The 25,751-nt window shown below is 50.9% G+C and carries 24 protein-coding genes; 16 read left to right on the top strand and 8 right to left on the bottom strand.

What is annotated here, in order from left to right; all coding sequences use genetic code 11:
- Window positions 1–323 precede the first annotated feature (323 nt).
- Together H6F76_RS02410 and H6F76_RS02405 are read left to right on the top strand one after the other, a co-directional pair.
- Window positions 324–1,133 (top strand): DUF559 domain-containing protein, encoded by an 810-nt coding sequence (locus H6F76_RS02410; protein ID WP_190505599.1) that lies wholly within the window; start codon window positions 324–326, stop codon window positions 1,131–1,133.
- Window positions 1,134–1,225: 92 nt separating this feature from the next.
- Window positions 1,226–2,380, top strand: coding sequence for a pentapeptide repeat-containing protein (locus tag H6F76_RS02405; protein WP_190505597.1), 1,155 nt, complete (start codon window positions 1,226–1,228; stop codon window positions 2,378–2,380).
- A 387-nt stretch (window positions 2,381–2,767) separates the two neighbouring features.
- Here H6F76_RS02405 and H6F76_RS02400 read toward each other — a convergent pair whose 3' ends face one another.
- The gene (locus H6F76_RS02400) at window positions 2,768–3,076 is read right to left on the bottom strand and encodes a hypothetical protein (protein ID WP_190505595.1); all 309 of its coding nucleotides are present in this window, start codon (window positions 3,074–3,076) and stop codon (window positions 2,768–2,770) included.
- Between the two features lie 197 nt (window positions 3,077–3,273).
- Between H6F76_RS02400 and H6F76_RS02395 the strand changes: the two genes are divergently transcribed.
- A complete protein-coding gene (locus H6F76_RS02395) occupies window positions 3,274–3,498 on the top strand; it encodes a hypothetical protein (RefSeq protein WP_190505593.1) in 225 nt (74 codons plus the stop codon).
- 274 nt (window positions 3,499–3,772) lie between these two features.
- Here the strand turns inward: H6F76_RS02395 and H6F76_RS02390 are convergent, their stop codons facing one another.
- Both H6F76_RS02390 and H6F76_RS02385 read right to left on the bottom strand, forming a co-directional pair.
- Window positions 3,773–3,958 (bottom strand): hypothetical protein, encoded by a 186-nt coding sequence (locus H6F76_RS02390; protein ID WP_190505591.1) that lies wholly within the window; start codon window positions 3,956–3,958, stop codon window positions 3,773–3,775.
- A gap of 62 nt (window positions 3,959–4,020) precedes the next feature.
- The gene (locus H6F76_RS02385) at window positions 4,021–5,961 is read right to left on the bottom strand and encodes a hypothetical protein (RefSeq protein ID WP_190505589.1); all 1,941 of its coding nucleotides are present in this window, start codon (window positions 5,959–5,961) and stop codon (window positions 4,021–4,023) included.
- Window positions 5,962–6,608: 647 nt separating this feature from the next.
- Between H6F76_RS02385 and H6F76_RS02380 the strand changes: the two genes are divergently transcribed.
- From H6F76_RS02380 to H6F76_RS02365, 4 genes are read left to right on the top strand one after another with little or no spacing between them, the layout of a single operon-like run.
- Window positions 6,609–8,246, top strand: a complete 1,638-nt coding sequence (locus tag H6F76_RS02380; protein ID WP_190505588.1) for a class I SAM-dependent DNA methyltransferase — start codon at window positions 6,609–6,611, stop codon at window positions 8,244–8,246.
- Window positions 8,243–9,511, top strand: coding sequence for a restriction endonuclease subunit S (locus tag H6F76_RS02375; protein ID WP_190505586.1), 1,269 nt, complete (start codon window positions 8,243–8,245; stop codon window positions 9,509–9,511). Before H6F76_RS02380 ends, H6F76_RS02375 begins: the two co-directional genes overlap by 4 nt.
- A gap of 18 nt (window positions 9,512–9,529) precedes the next feature.
- Window positions 9,530–10,774, top strand: coding sequence for an HNH endonuclease (locus H6F76_RS02370; protein WP_190505584.1), 1,245 nt, complete (start codon window positions 9,530–9,532; stop codon window positions 10,772–10,774).
- Window positions 10,775–10,819: 45 nt separating this feature from the next.
- On the top strand, window positions 10,820–14,011 hold the full coding sequence (locus H6F76_RS02365) for a type I restriction endonuclease subunit R (RefSeq protein WP_190505582.1): 3,192 nt from the start codon (window positions 10,820–10,822) through the stop codon (window positions 14,009–14,011).
- On the opposite strand, the gene H6F76_RS02360 is transcribed toward H6F76_RS02365, so the two are convergent.
- The 3 genes from H6F76_RS02360 to H6F76_RS02350 all read right to left on the bottom strand — a co-directional run bounded on the left by H6F76_RS02360 (window position 14,008) and on the right by H6F76_RS02350 (window position 16,803).
- Window positions 14,008–15,855 (bottom strand): hypothetical protein, encoded by a 1,848-nt coding sequence (locus H6F76_RS02360; RefSeq protein WP_190505580.1) that lies wholly within the window; start codon window positions 15,853–15,855, stop codon window positions 14,008–14,010. The two genes, H6F76_RS02365 and H6F76_RS02360, sit on opposite strands and share 4 nt — an antisense overlap.
- Before the next feature lie 470 nt (window positions 15,856–16,325).
- Window positions 16,326–16,547, bottom strand: a complete 222-nt coding sequence (locus H6F76_RS02355; RefSeq protein ID WP_190505578.1) for a helix-turn-helix transcriptional regulator — start codon at window positions 16,545–16,547, stop codon at window positions 16,326–16,328.
- Window positions 16,548–16,611: 64 nt separating this feature from the next.
- Window positions 16,612–16,803, bottom strand: a complete 192-nt coding sequence (locus H6F76_RS02350) for a hypothetical protein (protein WP_190505576.1) — start codon at window positions 16,801–16,803, stop codon at window positions 16,612–16,614.
- Between the two features lie 231 nt (window positions 16,804–17,034).
- Between H6F76_RS02350 and H6F76_RS02345 the strand changes: the two genes are divergently transcribed.
- The 8 genes from H6F76_RS02345 to H6F76_RS02310 all read left to right on the top strand — a co-directional run bounded on the left by H6F76_RS02345 (window position 17,035) and on the right by H6F76_RS02310 (window position 22,379).
- Window positions 17,035–18,087 carry a hypothetical protein gene (locus H6F76_RS02345; protein ID WP_190505574.1) on the top strand — a complete coding sequence of 351 codons (1,053 nt, stop codon included), beginning with the start codon at window positions 17,035–17,037 and terminating at the stop codon, window positions 18,085–18,087.
- Window positions 18,087–18,374 (top strand): hypothetical protein, encoded by a 288-nt coding sequence (locus H6F76_RS02340; RefSeq protein WP_190505572.1) that lies wholly within the window; start codon window positions 18,087–18,089, stop codon window positions 18,372–18,374. The genes H6F76_RS02345 and H6F76_RS02340 overlap by 1 nt, the downstream gene beginning before the upstream one ends.
- 103 nt (window positions 18,375–18,477) lie before the next feature.
- On the top strand, window positions 18,478–19,041 hold the full coding sequence (locus tag H6F76_RS02335; protein WP_190505570.1) for an SH3 domain-containing protein: 564 nt from the start codon (window positions 18,478–18,480) through the stop codon (window positions 19,039–19,041).
- A complete protein-coding gene (locus H6F76_RS02330; protein WP_190505568.1) occupies window positions 19,028–19,399 on the top strand; it encodes a hypothetical protein in 372 nt (123 codons plus the stop codon). The genes H6F76_RS02335 and H6F76_RS02330 overlap by 14 nt, the downstream gene beginning before the upstream one ends.
- Window positions 19,399–20,052 (top strand): hypothetical protein, encoded by a 654-nt coding sequence (locus H6F76_RS02325; RefSeq protein ID WP_190505566.1) that lies wholly within the window; start codon window positions 19,399–19,401, stop codon window positions 20,050–20,052. Before H6F76_RS02330 ends, H6F76_RS02325 begins: the two co-directional genes overlap by 1 nt.
- A gap of 3 nt (window positions 20,053–20,055) precedes the next feature.
- The gene (locus H6F76_RS02320) at window positions 20,056–20,415 is read left to right on the top strand and encodes a hypothetical protein (protein WP_190505564.1); all 360 of its coding nucleotides are present in this window, start codon (window positions 20,056–20,058) and stop codon (window positions 20,413–20,415) included.
- Complete coding sequence (locus tag H6F76_RS02315; RefSeq protein ID WP_190505562.1) at window positions 20,412–21,950, top strand: hypothetical protein; 1,539 nt, start codon at window positions 20,412–20,414, stop codon at window positions 21,948–21,950. Before H6F76_RS02320 ends, H6F76_RS02315 begins: the two co-directional genes overlap by 4 nt.
- Before the next feature lie 21 nt (window positions 21,951–21,971).
- A complete protein-coding gene (locus H6F76_RS02310; RefSeq protein ID WP_190505560.1) occupies window positions 21,972–22,379 on the top strand; it encodes a hypothetical protein in 408 nt (135 codons plus the stop codon).
- 169 nt (window positions 22,380–22,548) lie between these two features.
- On the opposite strand, the gene H6F76_RS02305 is transcribed toward H6F76_RS02310, so the two are convergent.
- A complete protein-coding gene (locus tag H6F76_RS02305; protein ID WP_190505558.1) occupies window positions 22,549–24,873 on the bottom strand; it encodes an NACHT domain-containing NTPase in 2,325 nt (774 codons plus the stop codon).
- A 152-nt stretch (window positions 24,874–25,025) separates the two neighbouring features.
- Here H6F76_RS02305 and H6F76_RS02300 point away from each other — a divergent pair, with 152 nt between their 5' ends.
- Window positions 25,026–25,277 (top strand): hypothetical protein, encoded by a 252-nt coding sequence (locus H6F76_RS02300; RefSeq protein ID WP_190505556.1) that lies wholly within the window; start codon window positions 25,026–25,028, stop codon window positions 25,275–25,277.
- A gap of 193 nt (window positions 25,278–25,470) precedes the next feature.
- Here H6F76_RS02300 and H6F76_RS02295 read toward each other — a convergent pair whose 3' ends face one another.
- Window positions 25,471–25,668: a hypothetical protein gene (locus H6F76_RS02295; RefSeq protein ID WP_190505554.1), complete on the bottom strand. Its 198-nt coding sequence runs from the start codon at window positions 25,666–25,668 to the stop codon at window positions 25,471–25,473.
- Window positions 25,669–25,751: the final 83 nt, after the last annotated feature.

Below are 25,751 nucleotides of genomic sequence, written 5' to 3'. Positions count from 1 at the left end.
CTGATCAGCAGCGTGAGTTCATGGCACTGGAATGGGTTGCTGATGGCGGTAAAGGCTTATGGGAACCCGATGGTGCTAGCTACTACGGGGATGAGTTGGTGATCAACACAGAGTAGCGCTGGAACAGGGAACAGAAGATGGCGCTTTTGGACTGGCACCCCATGTTCACTGGGCGCTGTCCACACTGCGAAGTGACGTTGCTCAAGACTGCACCACCACGCTTGCACTGGGACTGTGCATGCGGTTGGCGGGACGACAGCGTTTGACTGCTGCTGTCAAGGGGCACCCTGTAGCAAGTAAGCCGTTAAAAGGCAGTGGCATCCATGCAGGCGAACAGTGCAGTACTCAACCTTGACCTTGATAGCGGCAATCACAGCACCAGCACGCACGACTTGGTTGCCATTGGCGGTAAGCTGCCTTACTGCTACCAGGTACCCACGAGCAAACTGTTAGATGTCATTGTTGAGCTTGCGCCGGGGTGCATAAACCTGGATGCCAACCGCAAGAAACAGGCGCGAAAAATTCTGGCTCAAAAGCTTTACAACAAGACCCGACCGGGCTTCTATGTGGAGATCACCCCTAAGCTCCATCTGGGGTACGCTGGTCAGCCGCAGGGTCATGGCACACAGCACCAATGGCGCATCTTCTGTGACGACCAGTTGCAGGCACAGATCGAACGCTTGATCAAAAGAACATCTATAACGGTTCCTCCGCCCCAGCCGGGTGCGAGTGCAAACGGCGAACACTACAGAGAATGGGGTGGCTTGTACTTGCGTTCGGAAGCTGAGGTCAGGATTGCCCAGGCGTTGAATGAAACGGGAGTGCTGTTCTTTGCCAATGCGCGTGGACGAGTCGGGTTGCAAGAGACGGTTGTGAGCAATGACCAACTCACAGGACGGGTAGAAGCTGATTTCATGGTCTTCTGCCAAGGCAAATGCCTAATTTTGGAAGTAGACGGTCAGCACCATGCTGAAGCAGGACAGGTGCTCAGGGACTATGCACGCGATCGCGTGTTGCTTCGTTCTGGGGTGCCCACAGTCCGCTTTACGGCGCAAGATTGCTTCGAGCGACCGCAGGCGGTCGTGTTGGAGCTTTTGTCGATTCTCATGCCGAATGTGCCAACTACAGCCTGATAGAGGATGCTGTCCTAATCAAGTCAGAAAAGCAGGCAGGAGCGGATGTAGTTCCATGCAAATAATCATCCATTGAAGCTTGACAGCATCTTATGGTCTTAAGACAAGGCGGTAGTGGTGACGAATTTGCCAATGAAACGATTCGGGAGCGGGCTTACAAACTATGGCAAGCCAACCCTGAAAGGAGCGCGGAAGTTCATTGGAACGAGGCGATTGAGGCATTGAAGCGAGAGCGATTACTGGGGTGGAGAGTACGCCAGTCCTGGCAAACAGCGTTCAGCACTGAGAACCGCACCTTCACGTTAGACGTTTTAAAGTTCGTCATTTCAGCCTTTGGGGTCTTGGCGACTGTGTTTGCTGGAGTGGGTTTGTACCTGACCTACCGCACTGGACAAGAGCAACTAGAAGCAGCACAGCAGGAACGACAGCTTAACAGCGAACGCTTAGTGACTGACCGCTTTGCGAAAGCTGTAGAGCAATTGGGCAGCAAGGAACCTGACGTGCGCATTGGTGCGATTTACTCACTGGAGCGCATTGCGAAGGACTCGTCCAAAGACCATTGGACAATTATGGAAGTGCTGACCGCTTTTATAAGAAATCGGTCACCGTTACCGAAGGACCGGAAGCCTGATTCAAAGCAGCAGCTAGCAGACATAACCACTGACGTACAATCAGCCTTGACGGTCATTGGGCGACGAGAAGTGAGGCACGATCGAGAGGGTGAGAGCCTGAACTTGCAGAGAACTAACCTCAGTCGTGCCAACCTCAATGGTGCCATCCTCATTAATGCCAACCTCAATGTTGCCCACCTCAGTCGTGCCAACTTTAGGGGTGCCAACCTCAATGGTGCCAACCTTAGGGGTGCCATCCTTAGGGGTGCCGACCTCATTAATGCCAACCTCAGTCGTGCCGACCTCATTGATGCCAACCTCATTGGTGCCATCCTCATTAATGCCAACCTCAATGTTGCCCACCTCAGTCGTGCCAACCTCAATGGTGCCAAACTCATTAATGCCGACCTCATTGGTGCCAACCTCAGTCGTGCCAACCTCAATGGTGTCAAACTCATTAATGCCAAACTCAATGGTGCCAACCTCAATGGTGCCAACCTCATTGGTGCCGACCTTAGGGACACAAAAAGGGTCGGCACCGAACAAATCAAAGAAGCCAACGACTGGGATAAAGCTTACTACAGCCCAGACTTCCGTCAACAGCTGGGACTCCCACCCCAAAAGTCACGACCCTAAACCACCAACACTAAAAATAATTGCAAACCTGCGCAAAACTTGTGGGCTGAACGGCTTAGTTATAGCAACGGACAAAAAGTGATCGCTAAAGCTGAAAGACCTACGAATGAAAGCTTTTAGCGGTTACTTTACTTAGGTACTTGTTGGCTTGAACTGTTCCATCTTGGACTGTAAACGGGATAGTTGATACCGAAAAAGTCTGATTTTACGTTGGTATAGCCTGCTCGTTGCTAATAACCCAAGACTCGAAAATGGGAAAGTTGCCCTTAACGACCAAACTTTCCCGTCTGCTACACCAAGGCGACTTGGGATGAAGTCACGCTCCGTGCAAAAGTTTAGCCGCTGGGTGCTAAAGCGCTGCTGCGTATGACTTCAACGTTCGATGCTTTACCCCTTCAATGGAACAAGCTTCACCCCTACATAAACGGTCGTGTAGCTGCATTGATCAATCTCATCCCCTGTCCGATTCTCCATGTGCCAAAGGACGCGTGTGACTTCCCAGTGGTGACCAGGTGATTCAGGCATGTTGACAAAGATGAACTCGCCCACCCGTGGAATAGCGACTGGGCTAGGAATCGCTGCAATTTGGGTGTGAAGCAAATTCGATAGAGAACCACCCTTGTCTGGAACGAAAACAACACACCCGATCGGCTGAGACTTGTCCACCACTTTCTCTAACAGCTGAGGCTCTTTCATAACTCTCTCCAACCAAAATTTACGCTGATGAACTCGCTAACCATCCTGATTGATGTGTTCGATCGGAAGGGTAGCTTCAAAGAACAAGCTTGCTTGCTGACAGTGGTCAGACTGCAATTAGTGTAAATGTAACACTTATTAGATTGCAACTGATGGTAATTCTATTGTTAAAACTGGCGAGGGCTATGATGCTGGACATGACTAAAAAGGTTCAGGTGACCCTTCCAGACCGGATTGCCCTTGAGTTAGAAGCATGGGCAGAGTACGACGGCAGACCGCTGGCAAACTTGTGCGCCTACTTGTTGGAAAAAGCTGTCTCAGAAAGCAAGGAGAAGGGGTCTGACTGGTTCAAAGACCTCAAGGCAGCGGAGCAGAGAATTAAAGAGAAGGGTCAAGGGAAAGCAGAGGGGCAATCCCTCTAAGGACGGTGAACGCTGCGGCACCTGCGATAGCGGTTATGGCAGTGAATGGAATGGCAGTCGGAAGATGACGCGAACCAGGTATTGCCATCGATCGTGACCACATTAGTCATCTGGTTCCATCCATTGATGGAACCAGATGACTAATGTGGTCAACATTGTGGATAGCGGCTTAGGTAAGCCTGTTGAGCGGGCATAAAGCCGCACAAAATAACCCCCGTGCCTGATGTGACCTGGCATGGGGGTTCCTATGTATTATCCGGGCTAAAGCCTAGAGCTATATTTGACGGAGCCAGCGCTCAAGGTACTCTGAGGGCTTGATGTTTTGCTGAGTTGCCAGGGATTTGAGTCTTTCCCAGGCAGTGTCCGTCAACACGATATTGTGTGGCTTTTTTAATTCACCATACAAACTGGCTTTAGCGCGGAGGCAAATTTTGACCGGGGTACGTTTAACCCTTGGCATCGTTGCATCCGATTCAAAGTATTTCTAGGGTACTGAATCTAGGGCAACCTGCACGATTTTTTTTACGTTTTGAAGAAGCGGCGCTGCACGTCAGCATTGAATGTATGAAGGTGTTCCATTTTTTCCAGGTCTTCGAGCATTGAATAGATTTCAGTCTGCATCTTCTCTGCATGTTTCATGAAGACCCGTGCGCCCACCATCACTTCCTTGGGAGCTTTGATGCGCTGAAGAAAAGTGACGTACATCTTACGGAGACCAGTGGAAGTGACTCTTACTCTTGTGAACTTGAAGAATCTAGCGGAGATGCGATCGGCAACACTGTTGGGGTTGAAGGGTTGTCCCTTGTCAGTTGTCAAGAGAAAGTCGTGTTGAGGGTTCATGTAAGCCCGATATTCATTGAGCCATAAATAGAGGTAGTAGTAGAGCGTTTTACCCTCAGACAGTAATTCAGGCACACTGTCAGGCACACGTGCCCAAAACTCACCTTTCTCTTTCCGTGTCCGCCCATTTTTGTATTGGTGCGGCAGTAGATGAATCCACCAGCTAGCTTGGGATGGGTCACGCATACGGTCGGCTGATGTAAAACTAAGTCCGTCATAGTCTCCGTACAGAAAAGTTTCGCCAATCCTTAACAATCCAAGTGTACGCGGGCGATCTGGTCCACCAGAAACCATCAACAGCAATAAAATCAGAAGGCGTTGAATATCTTCGGCTCGACCGCGCCGCGCCCTCAATCGCTTGATTTCTTCTTTCCCAGTTTGCTTATTGACACGGAAAGTGTGATTGACTTCGGCTTCATGTTGCGATTGACGAATCACCTCGATCGCGTCTTCCCACGGCACCGTTCTTTGGTGGTTTGGAATGGTAGGGGTATAGAAGCCTGGGTCATCCCTCTGATCATTTTGCAAAACGCGAAGCCCCGTAATGACTGGTACATCCTCATATCGGCGGCGCAAAACTCGGTTAGTTTGTTCGCGATACAGAAATTTTGCTAGATGAATCATGCTCTTACAAGCAATGAGATTAGTACCAGGATGGTTCTGGTCATACGTGAAGTAGTTCTTGAGCAAATGAAGCACCTTCTTGGCATCTTCTTCAGCAAGAACTATTGCCGTCGCTTTCACATTTGCGTAGCGATTGATGTTAAGCTCCCCCTTTCGTTTCCCCTGTTCAATGAGAAAGAGATTAGGATCTGGGTTGAGCGCAAACACTGAAATGATTGTTTCTAGACGCAGATCCTCCCAGGCATGACCTTGTTCAAGATGTAGATAGCCGAAGATGCGTCGAATCACCGGAAGCGTTATCTCATCAGCGGTGCTTAGAGCAACACCAAGACCACCTTCTCCTGTTGGAGTAATGAGAAATTGCCGAAATGCCCTAAATTGCTCATTTAAGGTGTCGTTGATGGGCGCGACACTGGATAAACCTATTTGCAAAGGTCGTGTATGTGTTCTTCCCCCCTGAAGATGCTCTTTCATCTGGGGGCGACGTTCACCGTTTTTACGACACAGACGTATGCCTTCCCCTTTACCATAAGCGCGACGAGGGGGAGAACTCACCATACTTTCAGGCGCTACAAACCATTGTGCCCGTGCCCATTCTAATTGCTGCTGGAGCAAGCACTTGTACTTTGAGCGTAAGCGCTTGTTGCACTGCGTTCGTTCAAAAACAGCTTCCTGTATACTCTCTGCTTCACTGCAAAACTGCTCTATTGATATCGCTTCGAGGGCTTTAAGTTGAGTTTGGATTTCAGCCTCGGTTGCTTTGCGTCCCTGCATAAACTGCCCCGACCAACCAGGCGCGGCATATCTCAACACTGTCGTTTCATGGTTCTGGTCGAACCGACCTTTAGATGACCGCTGATGCTCCTCGAAGGCAACTAACAACTCGCGTGCATTCGTTGGTGCTCCAGCCCGTAATGTTACTTTCGGGATGCCATGCTCGGTTCTAAATAATTCGAGCGTTTCGCCTGTGTGCTCATTGATACGCGCATCTTCAAACATAAGCTCAGCTAATGACTACAGCGGTTTATCTGAGAACTATTATAGAGTAAACTACCTCCTATAAATCCAGATGCCATTATTGGCTAATTGGGGAGACAGGTGGTATTAATAAACTCAATTTAGTGCCTAGAAGTTCTGCAATGTATAGTTTACAGCATAAACATAAGTTCGTTTGTTCTACATAATGTTCTAAGTATTTAGAACAGAGTCTAAACGGCTACAAACAGTCGATATGCGTATAAACGAAACTTATGATTGACGGTACTTAGAAGACTTTTACTGCCCTTTAACTCCGAAACAATTTCTCGGTCGTTTTACGGAGAATTGGTTTCAGGTGCGTACACAGGTTCTACCTAACCTCTGGAAATCGCTGCTACAGAAGGATCATACGCTTCGAGGAATAATTGCTGGCTTTTCTATCAACCCCTTTCGTTGTGAAAGAGGTCACGTCCTGAACAAGGGCAATGTCAGTCAGACACGATTAATAGCAAGCACTTTTGCAAGGCTTCCATCGCCTTGCTCAATCGAAGGCAGGCGAAGCCTTGAGCCAACCTATGAGATTATGCGAGGCTACTAAGCTGAAGATTTTTGGGGAACTGTAACATTAGGCTTACCCTTAGATGCACCCCGGAAGATAAAAGACGGCTATGCCCAACGATAAGACAACTAACCCCCAGAGCAAGGAAACCCTAGAACAGAAGCTCTGGAAGGCAGCAGACAAGCTGCGAAAGAACATTGACGCGGCGGAGTATAAGCACATCGTTCTGGGGTTGGTCTTCCTCAAGTACATCTCTGATACCTTTGAGCAATTGCATGAGCAGTTAGTCGCTGGCAAGGGGGACTATGCAGGGGCTGACCCAGAAGACCCGGATGAGTACAAAGCAGAGAATGTGTTTTTTGTCCCTGCTGAAGCGCGGTGGTCGACGTTGCAGGCACAGGCGAAGCAGCCAAAGATTGGGCAGATTGTCGATGAGGCAATGGAGGCGATCGAGCGGGAAAACGCCAAACTGCTTAAGGGAATTTTGCCGAAGGTCTATGGGCAGCAGAAGCTGGACCCGATCGCTCTAGGGGGGCTGATCGACAATATTGGCAGTGTCAACTTGGCAAAAGTCAAGGCAGAATCTGACGGGCAGTTAAGTTTAGAGACGGAGCCAAGGGTCGCCCCTTCTCGACAGGCAGATTTGCTAGGGCAGGTGTATGAGTATTTCTTGGGGCAGTTTGCGCTGGCAGAAGGCAAGAAGGGGGGACAGTTCTACACGCCCGAAAGTGTGGTGCGAGTGTTAGTAGAGATGCTCGAACCTTATAAGGGGCGAGTGTTTGACCCATGCTGTGGGTCGGGGGGAATGTTTGTCCAGAGTGAGAAATTCGTGAAGGCGCACCAGGGGCGGCTGGATGACATTTCGATCTATGGGCAGGAGAGCAACGAGACGACGTACAAGCTGTGTCGGATGAACCTGGCGATTCGGGGCATTGATGGCTCGAATATTCGCTGGAATACGGAGGGGTCGTTTCTCAAGGATGCTCACCCAGATTTGAAGGCGGATTTTGTGATCGCTAATCCACCGTTTAACGATAGTGATTGGGTTGGTCGAATAGACGAGAAAAATGACGGGGGTCATCCCCTTCGTAATGATGGGCGCTGGCAGTATGGAACGCCGCCTATAGGCAGTGCCAACTTTGCCTGGGTGCAGCATTTCCTCTATCACCTCGCTCCGACGGGGGCGGCGGGGTTTGTGTTGTCAAATGGGTCGCTGTCGTCAAATATGAGCGGTGAGGGGGAGATTCGCAAGGAATTAGTTAAGTCGGATTTGGTGGACTGCATTGTGATGATGCCGACGCAGTTGTTCTACAACACGGGGATTCCAGCTTGTCTCTGGTTTTTGAGTAGACACAAGAACGGCAATAAAAACCGCAACCGCAAGGGGGAAGTGTTGTTTATTGATGCGTCGAAGTTAGGCTACATGGTCAACCGACGCAATCGGGCGTTTGTTGATGATGACATCCAAAAGATTGCAGGCATCTATCACGAGTGGAAGCGAAACGGCGGCAACTATCAGGACACTAAGGGGTTCTGTAAATCGACAACGCTGACAGAGATTGAGAAGCACAATTTTGTGTTAACGCCGGGTCGCTATGTGGGGCTTCCCGATGAGTTGGAGCCGGGGATTTCCTTTGAGGAAACAATGGGGGCGTTGACAGCAGAATTGGCAGCACAGATGAGGGAAGCAACAGCATTGGATGCGGAGATAAAAATCCAGTTGGCAAAGGTGGGGTTTGAGCTATGAGTGAGTGGGAGGTAACAACTCTAGGAAAAGTTTGCCAAAAGGTTATGACTGGCGGTACGCCTCTTAGCAACAACGAAGATTTTTATAAAGATGGAACTATACCTTGGCTTAGAACAAAAGAAGTTAACTTTTGCCGAATACGGGAAACTGAAAGCTACATCTCCGAACAAGGACTAGCAAATTCAGCGGCGAAAGTGATACCTTCCAACAGTGTCATCATTGCCATGTATGGACAGGGTGATACGGCGGGTAGAGTAGCAATAAACGAAATACCACTCACAACTAATCAAGCTTGTTGCAACCTGGTTATTGATGAAAGGATAGCTGACTATAATTTTGTTTATTTCTATTTGAGGAACTCTTATCGAGAGCTAGTTAATGCAAAGACTGGAAGTGCTCAACCAAATCTAAATACACAAATTATCAAAGATTTTCCAATCACGCTACCGCTACTTCCAGAACAAAAAGAAATTTCGGCGGTGTTAATTTCCCTCGATCGCAAGATCGAAAACCTGCGCAAACAGAACGAGACGCTAGCGCGAATCGCTCAAACTCTATTCAAACATTGGTTTATTGATTTTGAGTTTCCCAATGAAGACGGCAAGCCATACAAGTCATCTGGTGGTGAGATGGTGAGATCGGAGCTAGGCGAAATTCCTGCAGGTTGGAGTGTTGGAACATCAGGAAATTTGATTTGTTTGCAGGGTGGTTTTGCCTTTAAGAGTCAGGATTTTAAGGAGTCTGGTAATCATAGGATCTTAAAAATAAAAAACATATCAGGCAATGTGGTAGATATTCAACAGACGGATTTCATTGCTGACTCTACTGCAAAAAGAGTTGATTCTAAATTCAAGGTCAAATCCGGTGATGTATTAATTGCAATGACTGGTGCTGAAGTTGCCAAAATGGGATTAGTTCCTACAACAAATGAGGCTATTTGGCTTAATCAGCGAGTTGGTTTATTTAGAGAGGTAATACCGGGAGCAAGGGTTTTCATTTATTGTCTTTTCACAAGAGAAACCCATCAGCAACTATTGAGAGATAGGGGAAGTGGAAGCAGCGCTCAGCCTAACATCAGCGGGAATGATATTGAAAGTATTCCTTTGGTCAAGCCACTTCAAAGTGTTCTAGCTATATTTGCTGAAGTGGTAGAACCTTTAATTAGAAAAAAATGTGACAACTTACAGCAAATACAAACCCTAGCTAAAACCCGTGATGTGCTTCTACCTAAACTGATGAGCGGCAAACTTCGTATCAAAGACTAACTTTTTTAAGGTCATGCAATGGCGACACAAACTTTAGCAGCCGTAGACAGTTATTTCTTTCTATGCAACCCCGATTGGACTTTTAACTTAGGGGATGGCGAAATCTCTACAAACCAAGACCTCTGCCGTCATATCCAGACCACACTCGCAACAGGCGAATTCATGTATCTCAGTTGGAGCTGTGCCAACACTAAGAGAATACAAGTTGGCGATCAGGCTTATCTGGTTAGGAGTAACAGTAGTCCAACAGGCATCATCGCTTCCGGCATCGTGGTTGAAGGTTTAGAAGACGACCAGCTCAGGAACTTAGATTCTCGATATGCAGACTTGAGTGCTGCTTACGTTGACCATAGCGAGAATACATACTACGTGTGTCTTGAGATCGATTCCGTCGTTGACTTTGACTCTCCCCTAGAACAACGTACCTTACGGCAGTTACCAGAGTTTCGCGATGTTAATTTCCAATTTCAAGGTAGCGGAAAACAGTTTGCTCCTAATAATCCTCAGGCGGTTCATGCCCTTGCCTCCGAATGGGAGAAACACTCCTTAGTTTGCCAAAGTCGAGGTAAAGGACGCAGGTTAGTAGATGTATTTGTAGAAAGGGGTGATAAAGCTAGACAAGAAAAGGATTTCGAGTCCGCTCTAAACTACTACCAACAAGCTTTAGCCATAGATCCGGATTACGCTAAAGCACTAAACAAACTCAAGATTTGTCAGTCGATCATCAATAGGGCTAAACCGTCCACTCCACTCATCACACCTCCACCTCTCCCATCGCCCCTTCCCCCTCTTCAAGATGAGATGGACAGCATCAGAGATGAACTGGATCAACAAGAACCTTCGATTCCCTCAGATGCCAGCGAAGCCCGTAAACGAATCTTAGTCTCGATCGCAAGGCGGCAAGGGCAAACAAAATTCCGGCAAACCTTATTAGAAGCCTATGGCTATAAGTGTGCTATCACGAGCTTTGATGCAGAAGAAGCATTAGAAGCTGCCCACATTATTCCCTATGTAGAAACTGCAAATAATAACCCTAGCAATGGCTTGTTGCTGCGGGCTGATTTGCATACACTCTTCGATCTCAACTTGCTGGCAATTCATCCCGACACGATGCAAGTTTTCTTGTGCCCTGCCTTACAAAATACTGAATACCAAGCCATCCATAAAAAGCAGATGAAGATTCCCGATAATGTTGACCTGCGTCCCGATCCAACCCTTCTTAAACGAAGACTAGAACAATGTAATTGGATGAGTACAGATTAAAGGCGTGCTACGGGAAAACTAAATCTCAGCACTCTCTCCGGTCTTATGAGCAAATTCACCACTGAAGACCAGATTGAAGCATACAACCTCGAACTACTCGATGCCCTAGGCTATGGCTACAAAAACGGCTACACCCTAGAACCCGAAGGAGCCGCACCCGAACGCCAGAGCTTTAGTGATGTCCTGCTCAAAGACCGCCTGACCCAAGCCCTGGGGCGGATCAATCCCCACATTCCCCCCGAAACGCGTCATCAAGCCCAGCGGGAATTGCAAAACATCGCCACTCCTGACCTGATCAATAACAACGAAATCTTCCATCGCTACCTCACGGAAGGCATCACCGTTGAATATCAGCGCGACGGCGAACCTAAAGGTGAAAAGCTTTGGCTGATTGACTGGGATAATCCCGCCAATAACGAATTCCTCGCGGTAAATCAGTTCACCGTTATCGAAGACAACCACAACCGCCGCCCCGACATCATCCTCTTCATCAACGGGCTGCCCCTGGTCGTAATCGAACTCAAAAACGCTGCCGATGCCAAGGCTCACCTGCAAGCCGCCTTTAACCAACTACAGACCTACAAGCGCGAGATTCCCAGCCTCTTTACCTATAACGCCCTGCTGATCATTTCCGATGGCACCTCTGCCCGTGCAGGCTCCCTCTCTGCTTCCTTTAGCCGCTTCAGCCAGTGGAAACGCAAACTCCCCAATGGTGACATCGACAACAACCCCGACACCAACGAACTGGAAATCCTGACTCAGGGGATGCTCAACAAAGGCACCCTGCTCGACCTGATCCGTCACTTCACCGTCTTTGAAAAAATCAAGACCGTAGACCCCAAAACCGAAGTCGTTAACCTGCAAACCACCAAAAAGCTGGCTGCCTATCACCAGTATTACGCCGTCAATCTAGCTGTTGAGAGCGTCATAGCCGCCACGAGAACTAACCATCGCGGCGGCGTAGTATGGCACACCCAGGGCAGCGGTAAATCTCTCTCAATGGTGTTCCTTAGTGGCAAGCTCGTCCTGCTGCTGAATAACCCCACCCTGGTGATCCTCACCGATCGCAACGACCTCGACGACCAACTCTTCAACACCTTTGCCGGGTGTCGTCAACTGCTGCGTCAATCTCCCCAACAGGCAGGCGATCGCGATGCCGTGCGCGAACTGCTCAACGTCAATTCGGGTGGCATCATCTTCACCACCGTGCAGAAATTCTCCCCTCAAGACAACGAAACGATCTATCCCAAGATCAGCGATCGCACCAACATCGTTGTCCTAGCCGATGAAGCCCACCGCAGCCAATACGGGTTCAAAGCCAACCAGGTCAACATCAAAGATGCTGAGGGCAACGTCGTTGGCAAACAGACCCGCTACGGCTTCGCCAAATACATCCGTGATGCCTTACCCAATGCCACCTTCGTCGGCTTCACAGGCACCCCGGTTGAACAGACCGACAAAAACACCCCTGAAATCTTTGGCGACTACATCGACATCTACGACATTGCCCAAGCCGTCAAAGATAACGCCACCGTCCCGATTTACTACGAAAGCCGCCTAGTCAAAGTAGACCTCGACGAGCAAGGACGAGAACTGCTCAATGAATTGGACGAAGACCTCAGCTTTGAAGACCTCAGCGCTACCCAGCAAGCCAAAGCCAAGCAGACCCGGATCGAGGCGATCGTCGGCTCCACCCAACGCTTGAAGAATATTGCCAACGACATCATCACCCACTTTGAAATTCGCCAAACTGCCAATCGCGGCAAAGGCATGATCGTCACCCTCAGCCGCCAGGTCGCTGCCGACCTCTACGAACAGATCACCCAACTCCGCCCCGACTGGCATAGTGACGACCTGAACAGCGGCAAAATCAAAGTCGTTATGACCGCCAGTGCCTCCGATGAAGGCAACCTCGTCAAGCACCACACCAACAAGAAAAAGCGCCAGGTTTTGGCGCAACGGCTCAAAGACCCCACTAACGACCTCGAACTCGTCATCGTCTGCGATATGTGGCTCACTGGGTTTGATGCCCCCAGCCTTCACACCATGTATATCGACAAGCCGATGAAAGGGCACAACCTGATGCAGGCGATCGCCCGGATCAACCGCGTTTATTTCGAGAAGCAAGGCGGCTTGATTGTCGATTATCTAGGCGTTGCCCATGAACTCAAAGAAGCCCTGAAGTTCTACTCCCAAAGCGGCGGCAAAGGCGATCTCACCCTCGACCAGCAGGTGGCGATCGGGCTACTGCTCACCAAACTGGAAGTGGTTGAAGGTGTCATGGAGTCGTTTGATTACCAGCCCTATTTCACCGCCAGCACTGGAAACAAACTCAACCTGCTCAAAGCGGCGGCAAACTATGTCGCCGACCCACAAATCAAAGATCGCTTCCTCGATGCCGTCACTGCCCTGTCCAAAATCTATGCCCTCACCGCTCATCATCCAGAAGCGATCGCCCAGTCCGAAAAAATCTCCTTCTTTCAAGCGATCCAAGCCAGTCTCCGCAAACTGGAACCCACTGACGGCAGCCTCAGCAACGTCGAAATCGAAACCGCCATCCGGCAAGTCGTTGATCAAGCCCTCGTTTCCGATACCGTCATCAACATCTTTGACGAAGCAGGCATCAAAAGCCCTGACCTCTCTATCATCTCCGACGAATTTCTCGAAGAAGTCGAAGGCATGGAGCATCAAAACCTGGCAGTGGAATTGCTCAAAAAGCTGTTGCGCGATGAAATCAAAGCCCAACGTCGCACCAACATTGTCCAGAGTCGTCAGCTTACCGAAATGCTGGAAGACTCTCTCCGTCGCTACCAAAACCAGGTAATTAGCGTTACGGACGTGATCCAAGAACTAATCAACCTCTCTAAAGATGTCCAAGCCGCCAAACAACGGGGTGAAGAGTTGGGGTTAGAACCCTATGAACTTGCCTTTTATGATGCCCTGGCTCAAAATCAGAGTGCGCGGGACGTGATGGGGCAAGATCAACTGCGAGAATTGGCGATCGTCCTAGTGTCACGGGTACGCAAAACCGCCTCGATCGACTGGAACCTGAAAGAAAGCGTTCGCGCCAGAATGAAAGTGATGGTCAAACGCTTACTGCGGCAATATGGCTACCCGCCCGATATGCAGGCACTCGCGATCGAGTTGGTGCTGGAGCAGGCAAAGGTATTCACAGAATTTGAGGTTGAGACAAATCACTCCAAACCCTATGTGGAAGGTGACTCAACCCTCAATTAGCTCCCCCCACTCTGATCCTGGGATGGCAAGTCTACCAGTAGTGCGTCTGCATGAACATGAAGCCTAGCTTGTGCCTCTTTAACCAGAATCGGATCACCTGACTCTAACCATTGCTGCATTCTGGCAGCCGAAGCCTCCTGTCGCCGTTGTCGCTTCTCTGCCACCGTCTGAGCAATCGCGGTGGCTGCACCCAGCACCGGACTAGCGAACTTTGGACTATTAGGACGCTGTGATGACAGTGGAACAGGAGAGTGCAGTTGAGAGAGGGAAGAAGCGAGGTTACAGTCTCCACTGCTAGCTGACGACTCTGCGTTTGTGGCTAAAGAATCAGCTTGACCTGTGGAAAACCCCCCAGACCCCCCTACTTTTTTGAGCCTATCTGCTTGCCCTTGGGGGGCAGCAGAGTACGGCATAAACTTATTTAAGAGCAAGTCGTGTACGCTCCCTTCCGGCAAGGCTTCCAGCGTTTCAGGTGGTAGAGCGTCAGGGTTGCCTAAAATGGCTGTAACTGGCTCCGCAACGGTTAGTACAGGACTTCCTTTGTGGTCAGGGTGCCACAGCTCCTTGTGCTTGTTGAGGGTCTGCTTGCTGCACCGCGCTATGGCAACGATCGCGTCAGCCCTGGCGGTCGTACCAGTGGGAAAGTTATCGGTTGCATTCAGTTGCGTGATCGCTGCTTGAATGCGTCGTGCCGCATCTAGTGCGAGTGACTGCTGGAAGGAGACGATGTTGTTTGCTGGCTGTGACTCAGGCTGTAGTGCTGACTTGCGTCGCTTACTGGGGTCGTAGGGGTAATACTTGGGAGATGCCTCGATGCTCCGTGCCCACTCTGCTGCCTTCTTATGGATCTCGTGTTGATGCCGACAATGCTCTGTGTAGCCTGGTAGCGCCATGGCGACTTCAACGATCGCGTCTACGAGTGCTTGTCCCGTTAAGGGTGCACCACCACGCAAGATGTGACCGAAGATGTATTCCCGCATGGCAATGCGACCCAGCAGCTTGGTCGTCTGCCCATGTTCCGTCCAACCCCGCTCAACTTCGGTGTCCAGGTCGTTGAGAAACTTCTGAGAGGTAACAGTGACAACTTTGTACCGCTGACGCTTTGCCTGTTTGAGGACGTGCTCAACAGTCTTGCTGTGCAGGTCGTTGCGTTGTTCTGCCCACTGCCACTGCTGCACGAACGCTGCCTGATCAGTGTAAACCTGTTCCCAGTGCTGGTTGAGCAAGTAAGAACCCGCTTGTAGTGGTAAACGGTGCCCGTTGTAGAGACTTGGTGTGCCGCTGGTATAAGGTCTTGGGTTGGGGAAGCTTTCCAGTTGTCCTGGCTTGAGTTTGAACCCAGCTTGCTCTAATAGTGTGCTGACGACCAAGGCGATCGCCCATGGTTTTTGTTCCTGTGCGAAGGGAAGATAGAGGTGCAAACCACTGCTGTAACTACTCGTGACGGCAACGTAAGCGACCAAACCAATCACTTCTAGTGCTGCCAGCATCTGTCTGATGGCAAAGGGGTCGTGGCAGGGGTGATAGGCGCTGTTTCGATCGATGTCCAGCACCAAATACCGTGTTAACTTGCCGAACCGCACACCATACAGGTGAGCGCCTTGCTGGATCAAGCGATCGCTCAAGGGGTAGCGGCTTTCCGTCTTCCAGTCTGGGCGTTCGCTTGGATCGGGGTGCTCTGCCCACAGGTGGTCATAGCGGTGCATCCAGAGCGCAAGAAACTCGTCTTGTTCCTCGACAGATTGAAATTGAGGCGATAGAGTGTCGGTGTAGACGACCTGCTGCGGTTCGCCTACGCTGCTGTCAGGAGCGTTTCTAGGGTTTGGATTGTAAGAGGCTTTCATTATCGGCTCCTGATTGGTTAGGGAGCCGAGTCGCTATGCTGCTCTGGGTCTAGTCTCTTAACGCTACAACTGTGGCAATTATGTCAACTTTTGCTAGTATTGGGGTGTTGCTAATTCTATACAGTCTTAAGCTCTTGCAAAGGTAAGTTGTTCAACGAATACTCTGATGACTCCCTTGAAACAGCCATTCTTGTTGATTTGCACAACTTTTCTGTGAAGTCTTGAGCTGTATAGAATTAGCAACACCACCAAAGCAAAACCAATAAACATTCTTGCCCTACCGGAATACGGCAGTGGCTAGGAGACCATAGCCGGGGCGTGCTTAGGACTCTGTTAACATCACAAGTTTGGCGACGTGCGGATGTTAATTTGAGTGGTACGACTCGGTTTTTGGTTTATTAAGCTTTTCTTTGCCCTTGGTAGCTCTGCTATCAGGGGTTTTGCATATTCAGTTTTTAAGTTTTCCTCCTTTAGTCATCAATTAAGTCCTGTAGTTCCCACTCAAGTGTTGCAAGCAGCGCTGCTAATTGTTTGGGCGGCAACTTGGGAACGTGCTTGCCGTTTTCCCAATTAGTCACTGTGTTTTCCGTGACTTCACAGGCAACAGCAACCTTATGGCGAGAAAGACCAAGCATTTCTCGCTTTTGCCGCATCCGTTGCCCTAATGACGCTTTCACAACAACAGTGGTCATAAGTTAACTTGTCCCATTTCGCGTGATCGTAGCAAAGATCTGGCAAAAGCGATCGACAAAATTTTTAGTCTTCTCCCCTCTGGATTTTGGGAGGGAAGCGATCAGGAAATTTGATTCGTACTGACATCTCAACCAAGAATGCTGCAAGATTCGCAGTGGGTCGCCCTTCCTCGTCAGCCCAGGCTTCTAAGCTGTCAAAAATTTCTTTTGGAAGGGTGATTGTCGTCCTCTTGGTAACGTCCGAGAACTTCGCCATAAGTGCGTCAATGCTGATTGCTTGCAACATAAGAATCTTAGCCCTCTTCAAAGAATACAAAGCGTAAAGCATTGGTTTCTATGTTATCAACACTGGAACCAATGCTAGCATAACGGCAGTAGAGGGCAGTGGTGACGGCGAACGGCAAAACTTACAGCAAGCTTTTCCCTTCTAGAAAGCCGCTCAAAGACCCTTTAGCGAAGCTTTGACACTATTTCAGGAGATGCAAGCATGAGTCCATTACTGGCAGCGACAGCCAAAGTTGCCAAGCCGACACAGACATTGGCAGCAGGCTACGATCCGGGCTTCGGTCAGTCGAAGTTAGTCCTCAGTGGGCATCGGGAAGTCGTGATTCCCTCCTATTTCTCTGAGAAGCAATACGAGCTGCTGCACAATATCCCAACCAGTTTGGGTGGTGGCTTTGTGCGCTACCTGCATGGCGATCGTGCTGATTTAGTCGGCTCTAGCTGGCTCGGTGGTCTGCCTGCTTATCTGGACGATCCCAAGCGCTATATCAAGAACGCTGACGATCCACAAGCAAAAGTGCTGTATGGCTTGCAGCTGCTGCTCTCAGCCATAGCAACACTCCCTTATCGCCCACAATGGCAGCTCTTCTTGGTTGCCTCGGTGCATTCAGTTGAGACCTATGGTGAACGTCTCCAGCAAGCACTACAAGGCAGACACACTGTTGCTCTGGGTCATCATCAACCATCCACAGTCTCGATTCGCATTGGGCACATCTACGAAGAGGGTTATGGCGTTTGTGCCGCACGGCTTTTGGCAGCGAGAGAGCAATCCAGCCGTGTCATCTACGACATTGGCAGTGGCACTATCCGTGTGCTGGCGTTCGGTCCCACCGGAAACGTCATTGGGCAACCTGAAAACATTCCTGCTGGCGTCGACAACCTGATTGAAGCCATTGCTAAACATCCCGCGATGCGGTTGTTGGAGCGTGGGCAGGAGGGCGATCGCCATTTGATTCGCGTGGGGATTGAGCAGCACACTCTGCTCTACGGCAAGCAGGGCGACAGCTTTGCAGACATCTATCACGACGAGCTGACGAAATGGGCACGAGCGGTGCTGGTACGTGCAGTGAAGGCTGGGATGCCCTATCACCGCAATGCTGATGAAGTCATTGCTTGCGGTGGTGGTGCGAACCTCCCTGCTCTCCAACCCACACTCAAAAGCTGTGGCATCGTACCTATCACCCATAGTGCGATCGAAAACGCTAAAGGGTTGAAGCAACTAGCCGATACCTTATTGAACCGGATGGGAGGTCAGTGATGAGTCATCAAGCCGAGCGACCGCTCCAGACCAACCGTGGCAGTGTTCCTATGGGCTACCAATACGAATATCTCCAGGCTTTAGCGGCAAAACTAGGCATTACCGATACCTCCCAAGCCCTGTCAGTGATTGTGCTCGACCACATCCGGTGCATCGGGCTAGAGGGCGCTCCCGTCGCTGGGGAAAGCCAACTGGCAGTCTGCCACTCTGCAAAACCCGCTCAGCCACCAGCAGCCGGGGAGAACCTCCTGGAAGGCTTTCTGCCTCCCTCCATGCAATGCGCTTAAGCACTGGCATTTTGAGACTACGAACCAACAACACAGCCACAGTCAACTTGGCGATCGCCTGACCCACAACAGAATGATCGCCTCCTTCAGCTTGAGGAAAGCTATGACCAATCAACCATTTACAGGTGAGGGGCAGTTCTTCACGCTCAACCCCGTACAGCCACCCAAACCAAAAGCCTCTATGAGTTGGGGCTTACCCCTTGCTCTAGGGCTGCTGACAATCCCACTCTTAATGTTTGGCTTTGGCTTTGCACAGCAGCAACAGCCAGCACCAATCCCATCAGCCAGTCCGACTGTTATGCCTTCCGTCGCCCCAGCGACCGAGCCGTCCCTAGCATCCCAGCAGGATGCTACCGCATCACAGCCCGAAACGCCTGCAATACCTCAAACAGAAGCCGTCACCCATACTGCGACACCAGCGCCGGGTGATGCTGCGCTCTTACCGATCACCCGTATCTATAGCCCTGGCGTGGCGGCAAACTTCCGCGCCGCACCCAGCTTGCAGAGCCAGGTCTTAGGCGTGTTGCTGCAAGGCGACCTGGTGGAACTGAGCATTGAGCGCCGTGTACAGCAAGACGGTGTGACGTGGGTACCTGTACGCTGGCGTGGGCAGTCCGGTTGGCTAGCAAGCAACTTTATCGGAGGAAGCCCTAATGTCCAACCTTAAAGCCCTACCAGGCGCTCAGCCGTCACCCACACCACTGGCAGTCTGGGCGGATCAGGGTGGCACGCCCTACCTGGTCAAACAACAGCCAGACGGCAGCACCACCTTTACGCCCCTAGAGTCAGTACTGGCTCAAGCCCAAACACCAAACACTGAGCGCGTCACCACTTACCGCGATTCCTTGAACACCGTCCTCATTGGCATTGCCGCCGTACTAGGCATGGTCCTATTGGGCTATGGCATTGGCTTTCTGGCGGGTGCCTCTGGTCAACGGGTTGTCATCGTCCCTCGCTCGCCAATCTGCGACACCCAGCGCAGCAGTTTTCTCTTTTGGTCCTCTGAAGACAAGGAGTGTCACTAATGTCAGCACCAAGACCCAAAGGTTACAGCAACAGACACATGGGCATTCAATCCCATCTCCTGCCGCACGCAGGGGCACTGACCGAACGCGCGACCCGCTACTTCGGCATCGACTTAGCACGACTGCCGCAAATGAGCGACCACGACCTCGCCTTGTTTGCTGATCGCGCCACTGCGATGACCCGACTCAAAGAGATTCTGCCGATCCTCGAAAAGCACTTCACCACGCTGATTGAAGGGCAAGCCGAGTACGAGCAGTTTGTTCAGCGTGTGTTGAAGCAAGTCGAAAAAGGCTCGAAGCAAATTGATAAGAGTTTGCTAGATACCTGGCTACTCAGCAAAGGGTATGACAAGCACCTGCAACTGCTGAACCAGAAAGCAGGGCACGGCATGGAGCGCCTCAACGTCGAATACCGCTCGGAGCAGGACCTGAACCGCCTTGACTTCCAAAGTGCAGTGAAATTGATCCACCTGCGGCATCAGAACCGAGCCAAAGCGATCGGCGAGCGGTTGCCCCAGGCAAAGCGTCAGATGCAGGTGCAAGAAGCGTTACGGCAACAAGCCGAAAACCGCAAAGAACTGCTGACCTATGGCACTGCTGGCAAGCCTGGCAAAGGCTTCTGGAACGGCGTGAAAAACTTCTTTGTGAGGTAAAGCATGTTTGACCCATACGATTCACCGCTCCTACTACCCCCCGCTTCTGGCAGCTACGAGCCAGAGCCAGAAGCAGATCGCATCGACTACGCCCTCAACGGTATTTGCCGCTTTACGGGCTTGTTTGCCCTGGGCATTACCGTAACCCTCTTAGCCCGCTGGCTGCCAGCCTTGCTGCCCTTCTACTGGATCGGCACGATCGCTTGTCTGCTGGCACTCGTGCTGCCTGCCTATCTCTCGCAGAGTGCCCGGTTACTCGCCATCGCGATTGCGCTGATAGTGGCTGTTTTCAGCGGCTGGTTTGACGCGATCGCTCACACCAGTCAACAGGTACAACAGCAAGTACAGGAGGTGCTGAAGTGAAAGATCCGTATCTGCCTCAGATTCTGGGGCTGCTAGCCGCTGGTATGACTAGCACAGCACTCTCGGTCAGTGGCTATCTACACCAGCCTGAAACGTTCCGCTTTCTAGGCACGCAGCTTACCTACCAGGCGGCTTACCGCAAAATCCCCCTGTCGTTGATGGGCACTGGGCTTTGCATCTCTGCCTGGCTGCTGACTCAGAGCCGCCGCGACTATCGCCGAGCGTATCAAGAGTGGGAGCGGCAAACACTGCTGCAACAGAGCCAGCTGCAAGCCATTCAGCATCAGAGCGACTTACAGGGCTATAGCCAATTGGCGCAACTGCAAACCGCTGAGAAGTTCTACCCCCAAATGGCACCCTACCTGGATGTAGAGGATGCCGAGTTCCAGGAGTTGCCCGCGCAGCCGCAGGCTCACCCGCCAGTAGGAGCAACCGCACCTGAGCAGCAGTCAGCAACACCTGCCACACCCACATCTAAGCCCACGGCTGACCCTACCGCCTACCTGCAAAACTTCCTGGAATATCCAGGGCTGTTGTTTGGCGGTATGGGCGCTGGGAAAAGTTGGACGGCGCGTTATCTGGTCATGCAGAAAGTGCAAGCGGGTCACCAGGTGATTTTGCTCGATCCGCACGCCGCCAACCACGAGTGGAAAGGCATTCGCCATATCGGTGCTGGGATGGACTACCGCGCGATCGCTGAGTTCTTGCAGTGGTACCTCGACGAAATCGAGCGCCGCTATCAGGAGTTTAACCGCTCCGGTTTAACTGAGGAAGATTGGCAAGATTCCTTACGGCAGCAGCAGCGCATTACCAGCGTAGTCTCTGAAGAAATGACGAACTGGGCAGACAGGCTACCGGGTGACATCGGTAGTAAGTTCTTCAAGTCCGCCATGAGTGACAGCCGTAAAGTACTGATGCCACCCCTGTTTGTCGCGCACGATCGGACGCTTACAGCACTAGGTGATGCCAAGGGCATTGCTCGCTTACGGGATGCAGCCCTGCTGGAATTAGAACTCATCCCCACGATTCACCCCACGACTCGTAAACCTGTATCGAGTGGGAAGGGCAAGTTAAAACTGCCTGGGCACGCTGAATGGTTAGGGGTTGAATTGCCGACGATCGAGCGCAAAATTACAGACTTTACCGTGTGGCTACCACCGCAACCGCCATCTGAAGTAAATCAAACAACACTGCAATCATCACCACCAGCACAGCCAAAACCACCTGATTTTCGTACTCAAGTGGTGGGTTGGTTACAGGACTGTTGGCAAGCTGAACCACCGTCAGACGAACCGGCTTCAACCCGCAGTCGCCTCGATTCTTTACCCACAAGTGACCTCAAAAGCTTAGGCGTTTACCTGCGTAAAAAAGGTGCGATTGCTGTTCGAGATCTCAAGAAAAGTTGGGGTAAAAACAACTCCTTAAACGCAGAGCAGGTGCAAGAACTTTTGTTGGAGCTCATCAACCTCCACTTGATTGAAACGTTCTCAGACGGCACTTCCCGCGCGGAGTGGGTGCGGTGGGTCGAAACCTAGACGGAATGCTAGTTACGTCAGGTGCCGTATGCCGTACGGCACTGTTTACGGCAGTCCACACGGCAGTTTTACGGCACTATACACGGCACTGTTTACGGCACTATACACGGCACTGTTTACGGCACTTTTGTAGAGGCTTTCGCTAACGCTATGTTTAACCAATCGAATCCTAGAATTGTTCAAATTCGTCGTGAGCTGCGAGGGCAGTTGCCTGACGAGTGGCTCGAAGAAGTTATCTCGATTCTGGAGTACCAATTGAGTTACCAAACGCTTGACGAATTAGCTACCAATGACCTGCTAAAACTGAATCTTGGAGCAAAGTTTAGTGCGACGCTGAACGTGGCACTCACGCAGTCTGTTAACCCCACTTCGCCAGCAGCCGAGCCACTAGAAACCAAACCCTTTCCGTTGCGGTTGCCCTGGCAGTAAAATTGCTTTGCACTTTTCATACAGCTCAACCTCATACTCACTAGCGAGGTTTTTCTTTGTGCCTTTGCTGCACTGCTTTTAGGGCGGTCGCCGTCGTTGTCGCTGACGCAGGCTGATCAGCAAGATCAGCTCCTTTTTTCTCTGCCCTTTACTTAAGTGCACTACAAGCTTACGTATGAGTATTCAGCGGTAGGCTTTGCGGCAGCAGCAAAGTGGCTTCGATTTCTTCACGCACTGAGCGGGTCACATAGCAATCGCTGTTGAGGCAGTCTACCAGCAGTTTATTGGCTGTAAAGTATTGCTCCAACATTTGTACCTGATCGGGACTGAACTGCCAGTTGTGTCCAATATTGCAGTATTGAATCATGACCGCTCGAAGCTGCTCGGACCACTTTTGACCATGCTCCTGCCACCATTGCTTGGCGGCTTTTTGATCGCCTTCTAGGTCAGGAAGTTGGTTTTTTAGCATTTGCAGAGCTTGTCTCAATTCAGGATCTGCAGTGTCCTTGAGGGCGCTGGCGAGGGCGCTGGCGAGGGTGCTGGCGAGGTCACGGGCGAGGGCGTGGTCGTGGGTGCTGGCGTGGGCGCTGGCGAGGGCGCTAGCGAGGGCGTGGGCGCTGGCGAGGGCGCTAGCGAGGGCGTGGTCGCGGGCGTGGGCTAAGGCGCTGTCAAGGGCGCTGGCAAGGGCGCTGGCGAGGGCGCTGGCGAGGGCGCTGGCGCTGTCGCTGGCGCGGTTGAGGGCGCGGGCGCTGTCGAGGGCGCTGTCGAGAAAAGTATAGTAAGCTCTGACAGCAGCGGGTTTATAAGACACTTCCACAGAGCTTGCTTTCTTGTTTGCCCAGTGGAGAAACTGCTGTAGCTTTTCATCATCCGCCACAAGCTGGTCAATTTGAGTTTTCATCAATTGCACAAGCTTGTCAGCATTCTCCAACATGCCAGCCGTGAGCAAAAACACTTCTCGCCAGCGCGTCTCCATCACGTGTCTCACCAGTTGTTCTAACAAGTCAGCGCGCTTCTCAACGCGTCTGGCAGTGAAATACTCGTGAAACGTCAAGTGAGAAAAAGAGTAAATACCTGTTGCTCGTGCCACCAGTAGACCATGCTGCGCCTCGATTGACTTTAGGATCGCTTCACTGTCGAGAAGTAAGGTCTTGGGATCTGTTTGAGCATCCGGCAGGTTCTGAATATAGGTTGTAATGTGCTGCTCGATCGCCTTTTGCTTGAAGAAGTAATTACCTTGCTCAAAGGTGGTAAACGCAATCTGACTCAAAAGATCTTCCTTGCGCTTGAGGGACAGATTTTTGTACACTTGCTCTCGTTCAATGCTGCGAGTCCCGTCCCACTTCTTCAAGAGAACGTCCACACCTTCCTCGTAAAGCTCAGAACGGTTCGCTGGGAAATCCGTTCGTCCTTCAAAAATGAGACATAAGAGGGTTAGTAACAGTGGACTGGTAGCTAGCTCGTGAATGCGTTGGTTCTCTTCCAGTCTTTGTAAGAACCGTGCTGTCTTGTCTAGCTTTTTGGAGGCAAACCACTTGGTGACAAAACCAGCGATCTGCTTCTTGTTAAAGTCAGCAACTTCAACGTCCGTAAAGGCTTGGAAGGTATACTCTTTTGCTGCAATGCGACAGGTAATGACAAAGGCATTGGTGTGAAACTGGTCGGCAAAGAACCGGATTTCCTGTAATACCCGTTTGCTATCCTCTTCCCTCACTTCGTCTAAACCGTCGAGCAAGACCAAGACACGTCCGTGGTTTAGCAGTGACTCTGCTGTCTGTGTAGCTTGGACTTTAAGGGTCGTCAGCTGCTGACCAATGTACTCCAGCAAACCCGGCTGCCCCTTTGCTTCCGCAAAATCTCTCAGAGGTATAAACAGTGGCACGCGGTGAGCTTGGAAAGTGCCAGCGCTGCACAATGTGGCTAGCCGCTTCATAAAGGTTGTTTTACCCGCTCCCGGTTTGCCCAAGAGCATTAACTTGTCAAAACGCTCCACTGCTTCCAACCCCGACACTCGCTCTACTTTCACTTGAGTAAAACCCAAGCGGTCGAAGTCTTCTAAGGCAGCGTGCTGTAGGAGTTGTGCTAGGTCTAAACGCTGCCGACCCGTAATGTCTCTCAGTACGTTGACATCGGTATAGATCGCATCTAGACCAATCGGCTGTGCCATGTCCAACACCTGCATTGACCCACAGCGGTATTGAATGTTGTCGTGAACCTGCTTACGTACCGTTTCTATCAGCGCTTCAATGGCAGCATTGTCCTCTGGTACGGCAATCTCTGGTGCGGCAATTTCCTCCCACTGCAATGCCAGCTCCGTACAAACTGCCAGGAAGACATCACAGTCAATGGGATTGCCTTGCAATAGGCTCCAGATCGTTTGACGAGAACAACCTACAGCGCCAGCGACATATGTTTGCCCGCCACCCTTCTGCTTCAGCGCCTTTTTAAGCACCGCAATCCCTTGTATAGACGCTTGTAGCGATCGTCGTCCCATAGCTGCGCCAAAAGTTTTCCTTTCAATTCTGTCAAAGTTGTCAGACAGACACTCTGACAAAAAGCCGAACACACGCTCTGACTATACCTTTGAGGCTTTTTGAGATTCTAAAAGAGTCAACCTAATGGTTTAGACCAAGGACCTACTAACTAATGCCCAAGCCTAACGTTCTATTTGTCTTCCAGGAAATCTTTATTGCCGTCTTCGCTCTGACCATCCTTTCCGGTGGCACGGCTTTTTACCTAGCCGCACAGTCCACGCTGTCCCCACAGCAGAACCGCGTTTTTGAAAGTGCAATCAGCAATTGTCAAATGGGCTTCGGTGCCATTTTTGCACTGCTGGGCAGCAAATCAACCAACCTGTTCCGTTCGCAAACTGAACCAGACGAGGACGAAACGAAGTAGCTAATTCTCGTCTGGTCACACCCTTCCAACCTCGTTACTCAGTAGCGAGGTTTTTTCTTGCCTTTGCTTGTCACTAATGCAGAACTGTAGCGCTGGGATCTGCTGCGTCCTTCAAGCAGACAAAGCGGAGCAAGAAGAACTTACCCCGCTTGGCAATTTTCAACTAACGCAATTTTCTAATAAAGGTCTAACCCTAGCCGAAAATAGCCTTTTTCAGACCGTATATAGCCAACCCAGCAACCGCACCAGCAGCAACAACTGGAGCGGCAGTAATGGCAACGGCTGTTCCACCAACTGCCAAACCCATACCACCAACAGTTGCAGCTACACCTGCACCAGCTGCTGCTCCACCAGCAGCAAATGCACCAGCTTCCACTGTGTCGTTATTCATGTGTCAGTCCTCCTAAAAGACTAAATTAATTGAACTTGTTGTACTGAAAATCCCTTGTAGCAGCGTTATTGCTTTACCTGCGG

It is taken from the genome of Leptolyngbya sp. FACHB-321 (genome assembly GCF_014695975.1).
In the GTDB taxonomy this organism is placed as follows: domain Bacteria; phylum Cyanobacteriota; class Cyanobacteriia; order Leptolyngbyales; family Leptolyngbyaceae; genus Stenomitos.
This window is presented reverse-complemented; position numbering and strand designations above follow the sequence as displayed.

Coding starts and splice junctions, on each gene's coding strand:
- H6F76_RS02410 (WP_190505599.1), top strand. CDS start 324: ATGCAGGCGAACAGTGCAGTACTCAACCTTGACCTTGATAGCGGCAAT.
- H6F76_RS02405 (WP_190505597.1), top strand. CDS start 1,226: ATGGTCTTAAGACAAGGCGGTAGTGGTGACGAATTTGCCAATGAAACG.
- H6F76_RS02400 (WP_190505595.1), bottom strand. CDS start 3,076: ATGAAAGAGCCTCAGCTGTTAGAGAAAGTGGTGGACAAGTCTCAGCCG.
- H6F76_RS02395 (WP_190505593.1), top strand. CDS start 3,274: ATGACTAAAAAGGTTCAGGTGACCCTTCCAGACCGGATTGCCCTTGAG.
- H6F76_RS02390 (WP_190505591.1), bottom strand. CDS start 3,958: ATGCCAAGGGTTAAACGTACCCCGGTCAAAATTTGCCTCCGCGCTAAA.
- H6F76_RS02385 (WP_190505589.1), bottom strand. CDS start 5,961: ATGTTTGAAGATGCGCGTATCAATGAGCACACAGGCGAAACGCTCGAA.
- H6F76_RS02380 (WP_190505588.1), top strand. CDS start 6,609: ATGCCCAACGATAAGACAACTAACCCCCAGAGCAAGGAAACCCTAGAA.
- H6F76_RS02375 (WP_190505586.1), top strand. CDS start 8,243: ATGAGTGAGTGGGAGGTAACAACTCTAGGAAAAGTTTGCCAAAAGGTT.
- H6F76_RS02370 (WP_190505584.1), top strand. CDS start 9,530: ATGGCGACACAAACTTTAGCAGCCGTAGACAGTTATTTCTTTCTATGC.
- H6F76_RS02365 (WP_190505582.1), top strand. CDS start 10,820: ATGAGCAAATTCACCACTGAAGACCAGATTGAAGCATACAACCTCGAA.
- H6F76_RS02360 (WP_190505580.1), bottom strand. CDS start 15,855: ATGAAAGCCTCTTACAATCCAAACCCTAGAAACGCTCCTGACAGCAGC.
- H6F76_RS02355 (WP_190505578.1), bottom strand. CDS start 16,547: ATGACCACTGTTGTTGTGAAAGCGTCATTAGGGCAACGGATGCGGCAA.
- H6F76_RS02350 (WP_190505576.1), bottom strand. CDS start 16,803: ATGGCGAAGTTCTCGGACGTTACCAAGAGGACGACAATCACCCTTCCA.
- H6F76_RS02345 (WP_190505574.1), top strand. CDS start 17,035: ATGAGTCCATTACTGGCAGCGACAGCCAAAGTTGCCAAGCCGACACAG.
- H6F76_RS02340 (WP_190505572.1), top strand. CDS start 18,087: ATGAGTCATCAAGCCGAGCGACCGCTCCAGACCAACCGTGGCAGTGTT.
- H6F76_RS02335 (WP_190505570.1), top strand. CDS start 18,478: ATGACCAATCAACCATTTACAGGTGAGGGGCAGTTCTTCACGCTCAAC.
- H6F76_RS02330 (WP_190505568.1), top strand. CDS start 19,028: ATGTCCAACCTTAAAGCCCTACCAGGCGCTCAGCCGTCACCCACACCA.
- H6F76_RS02325 (WP_190505566.1), top strand. CDS start 19,399: ATGTCAGCACCAAGACCCAAAGGTTACAGCAACAGACACATGGGCATT.
- H6F76_RS02320 (WP_190505564.1), top strand. CDS start 20,056: ATGTTTGACCCATACGATTCACCGCTCCTACTACCCCCCGCTTCTGGC.
- H6F76_RS02305 (WP_190505558.1), bottom strand. CDS start 24,873: ATGGGACGACGATCGCTACAAGCGTCTATACAAGGGATTGCGGTGCTT.
- H6F76_RS02300 (WP_190505556.1), top strand. CDS start 25,026: ATGCCCAAGCCTAACGTTCTATTTGTCTTCCAGGAAATCTTTATTGCC.
- H6F76_RS02295 (WP_190505554.1), bottom strand. CDS start 25,668: ATGAATAACGACACAGTGGAAGCTGGTGCATTTGCTGCTGGTGGAGCA.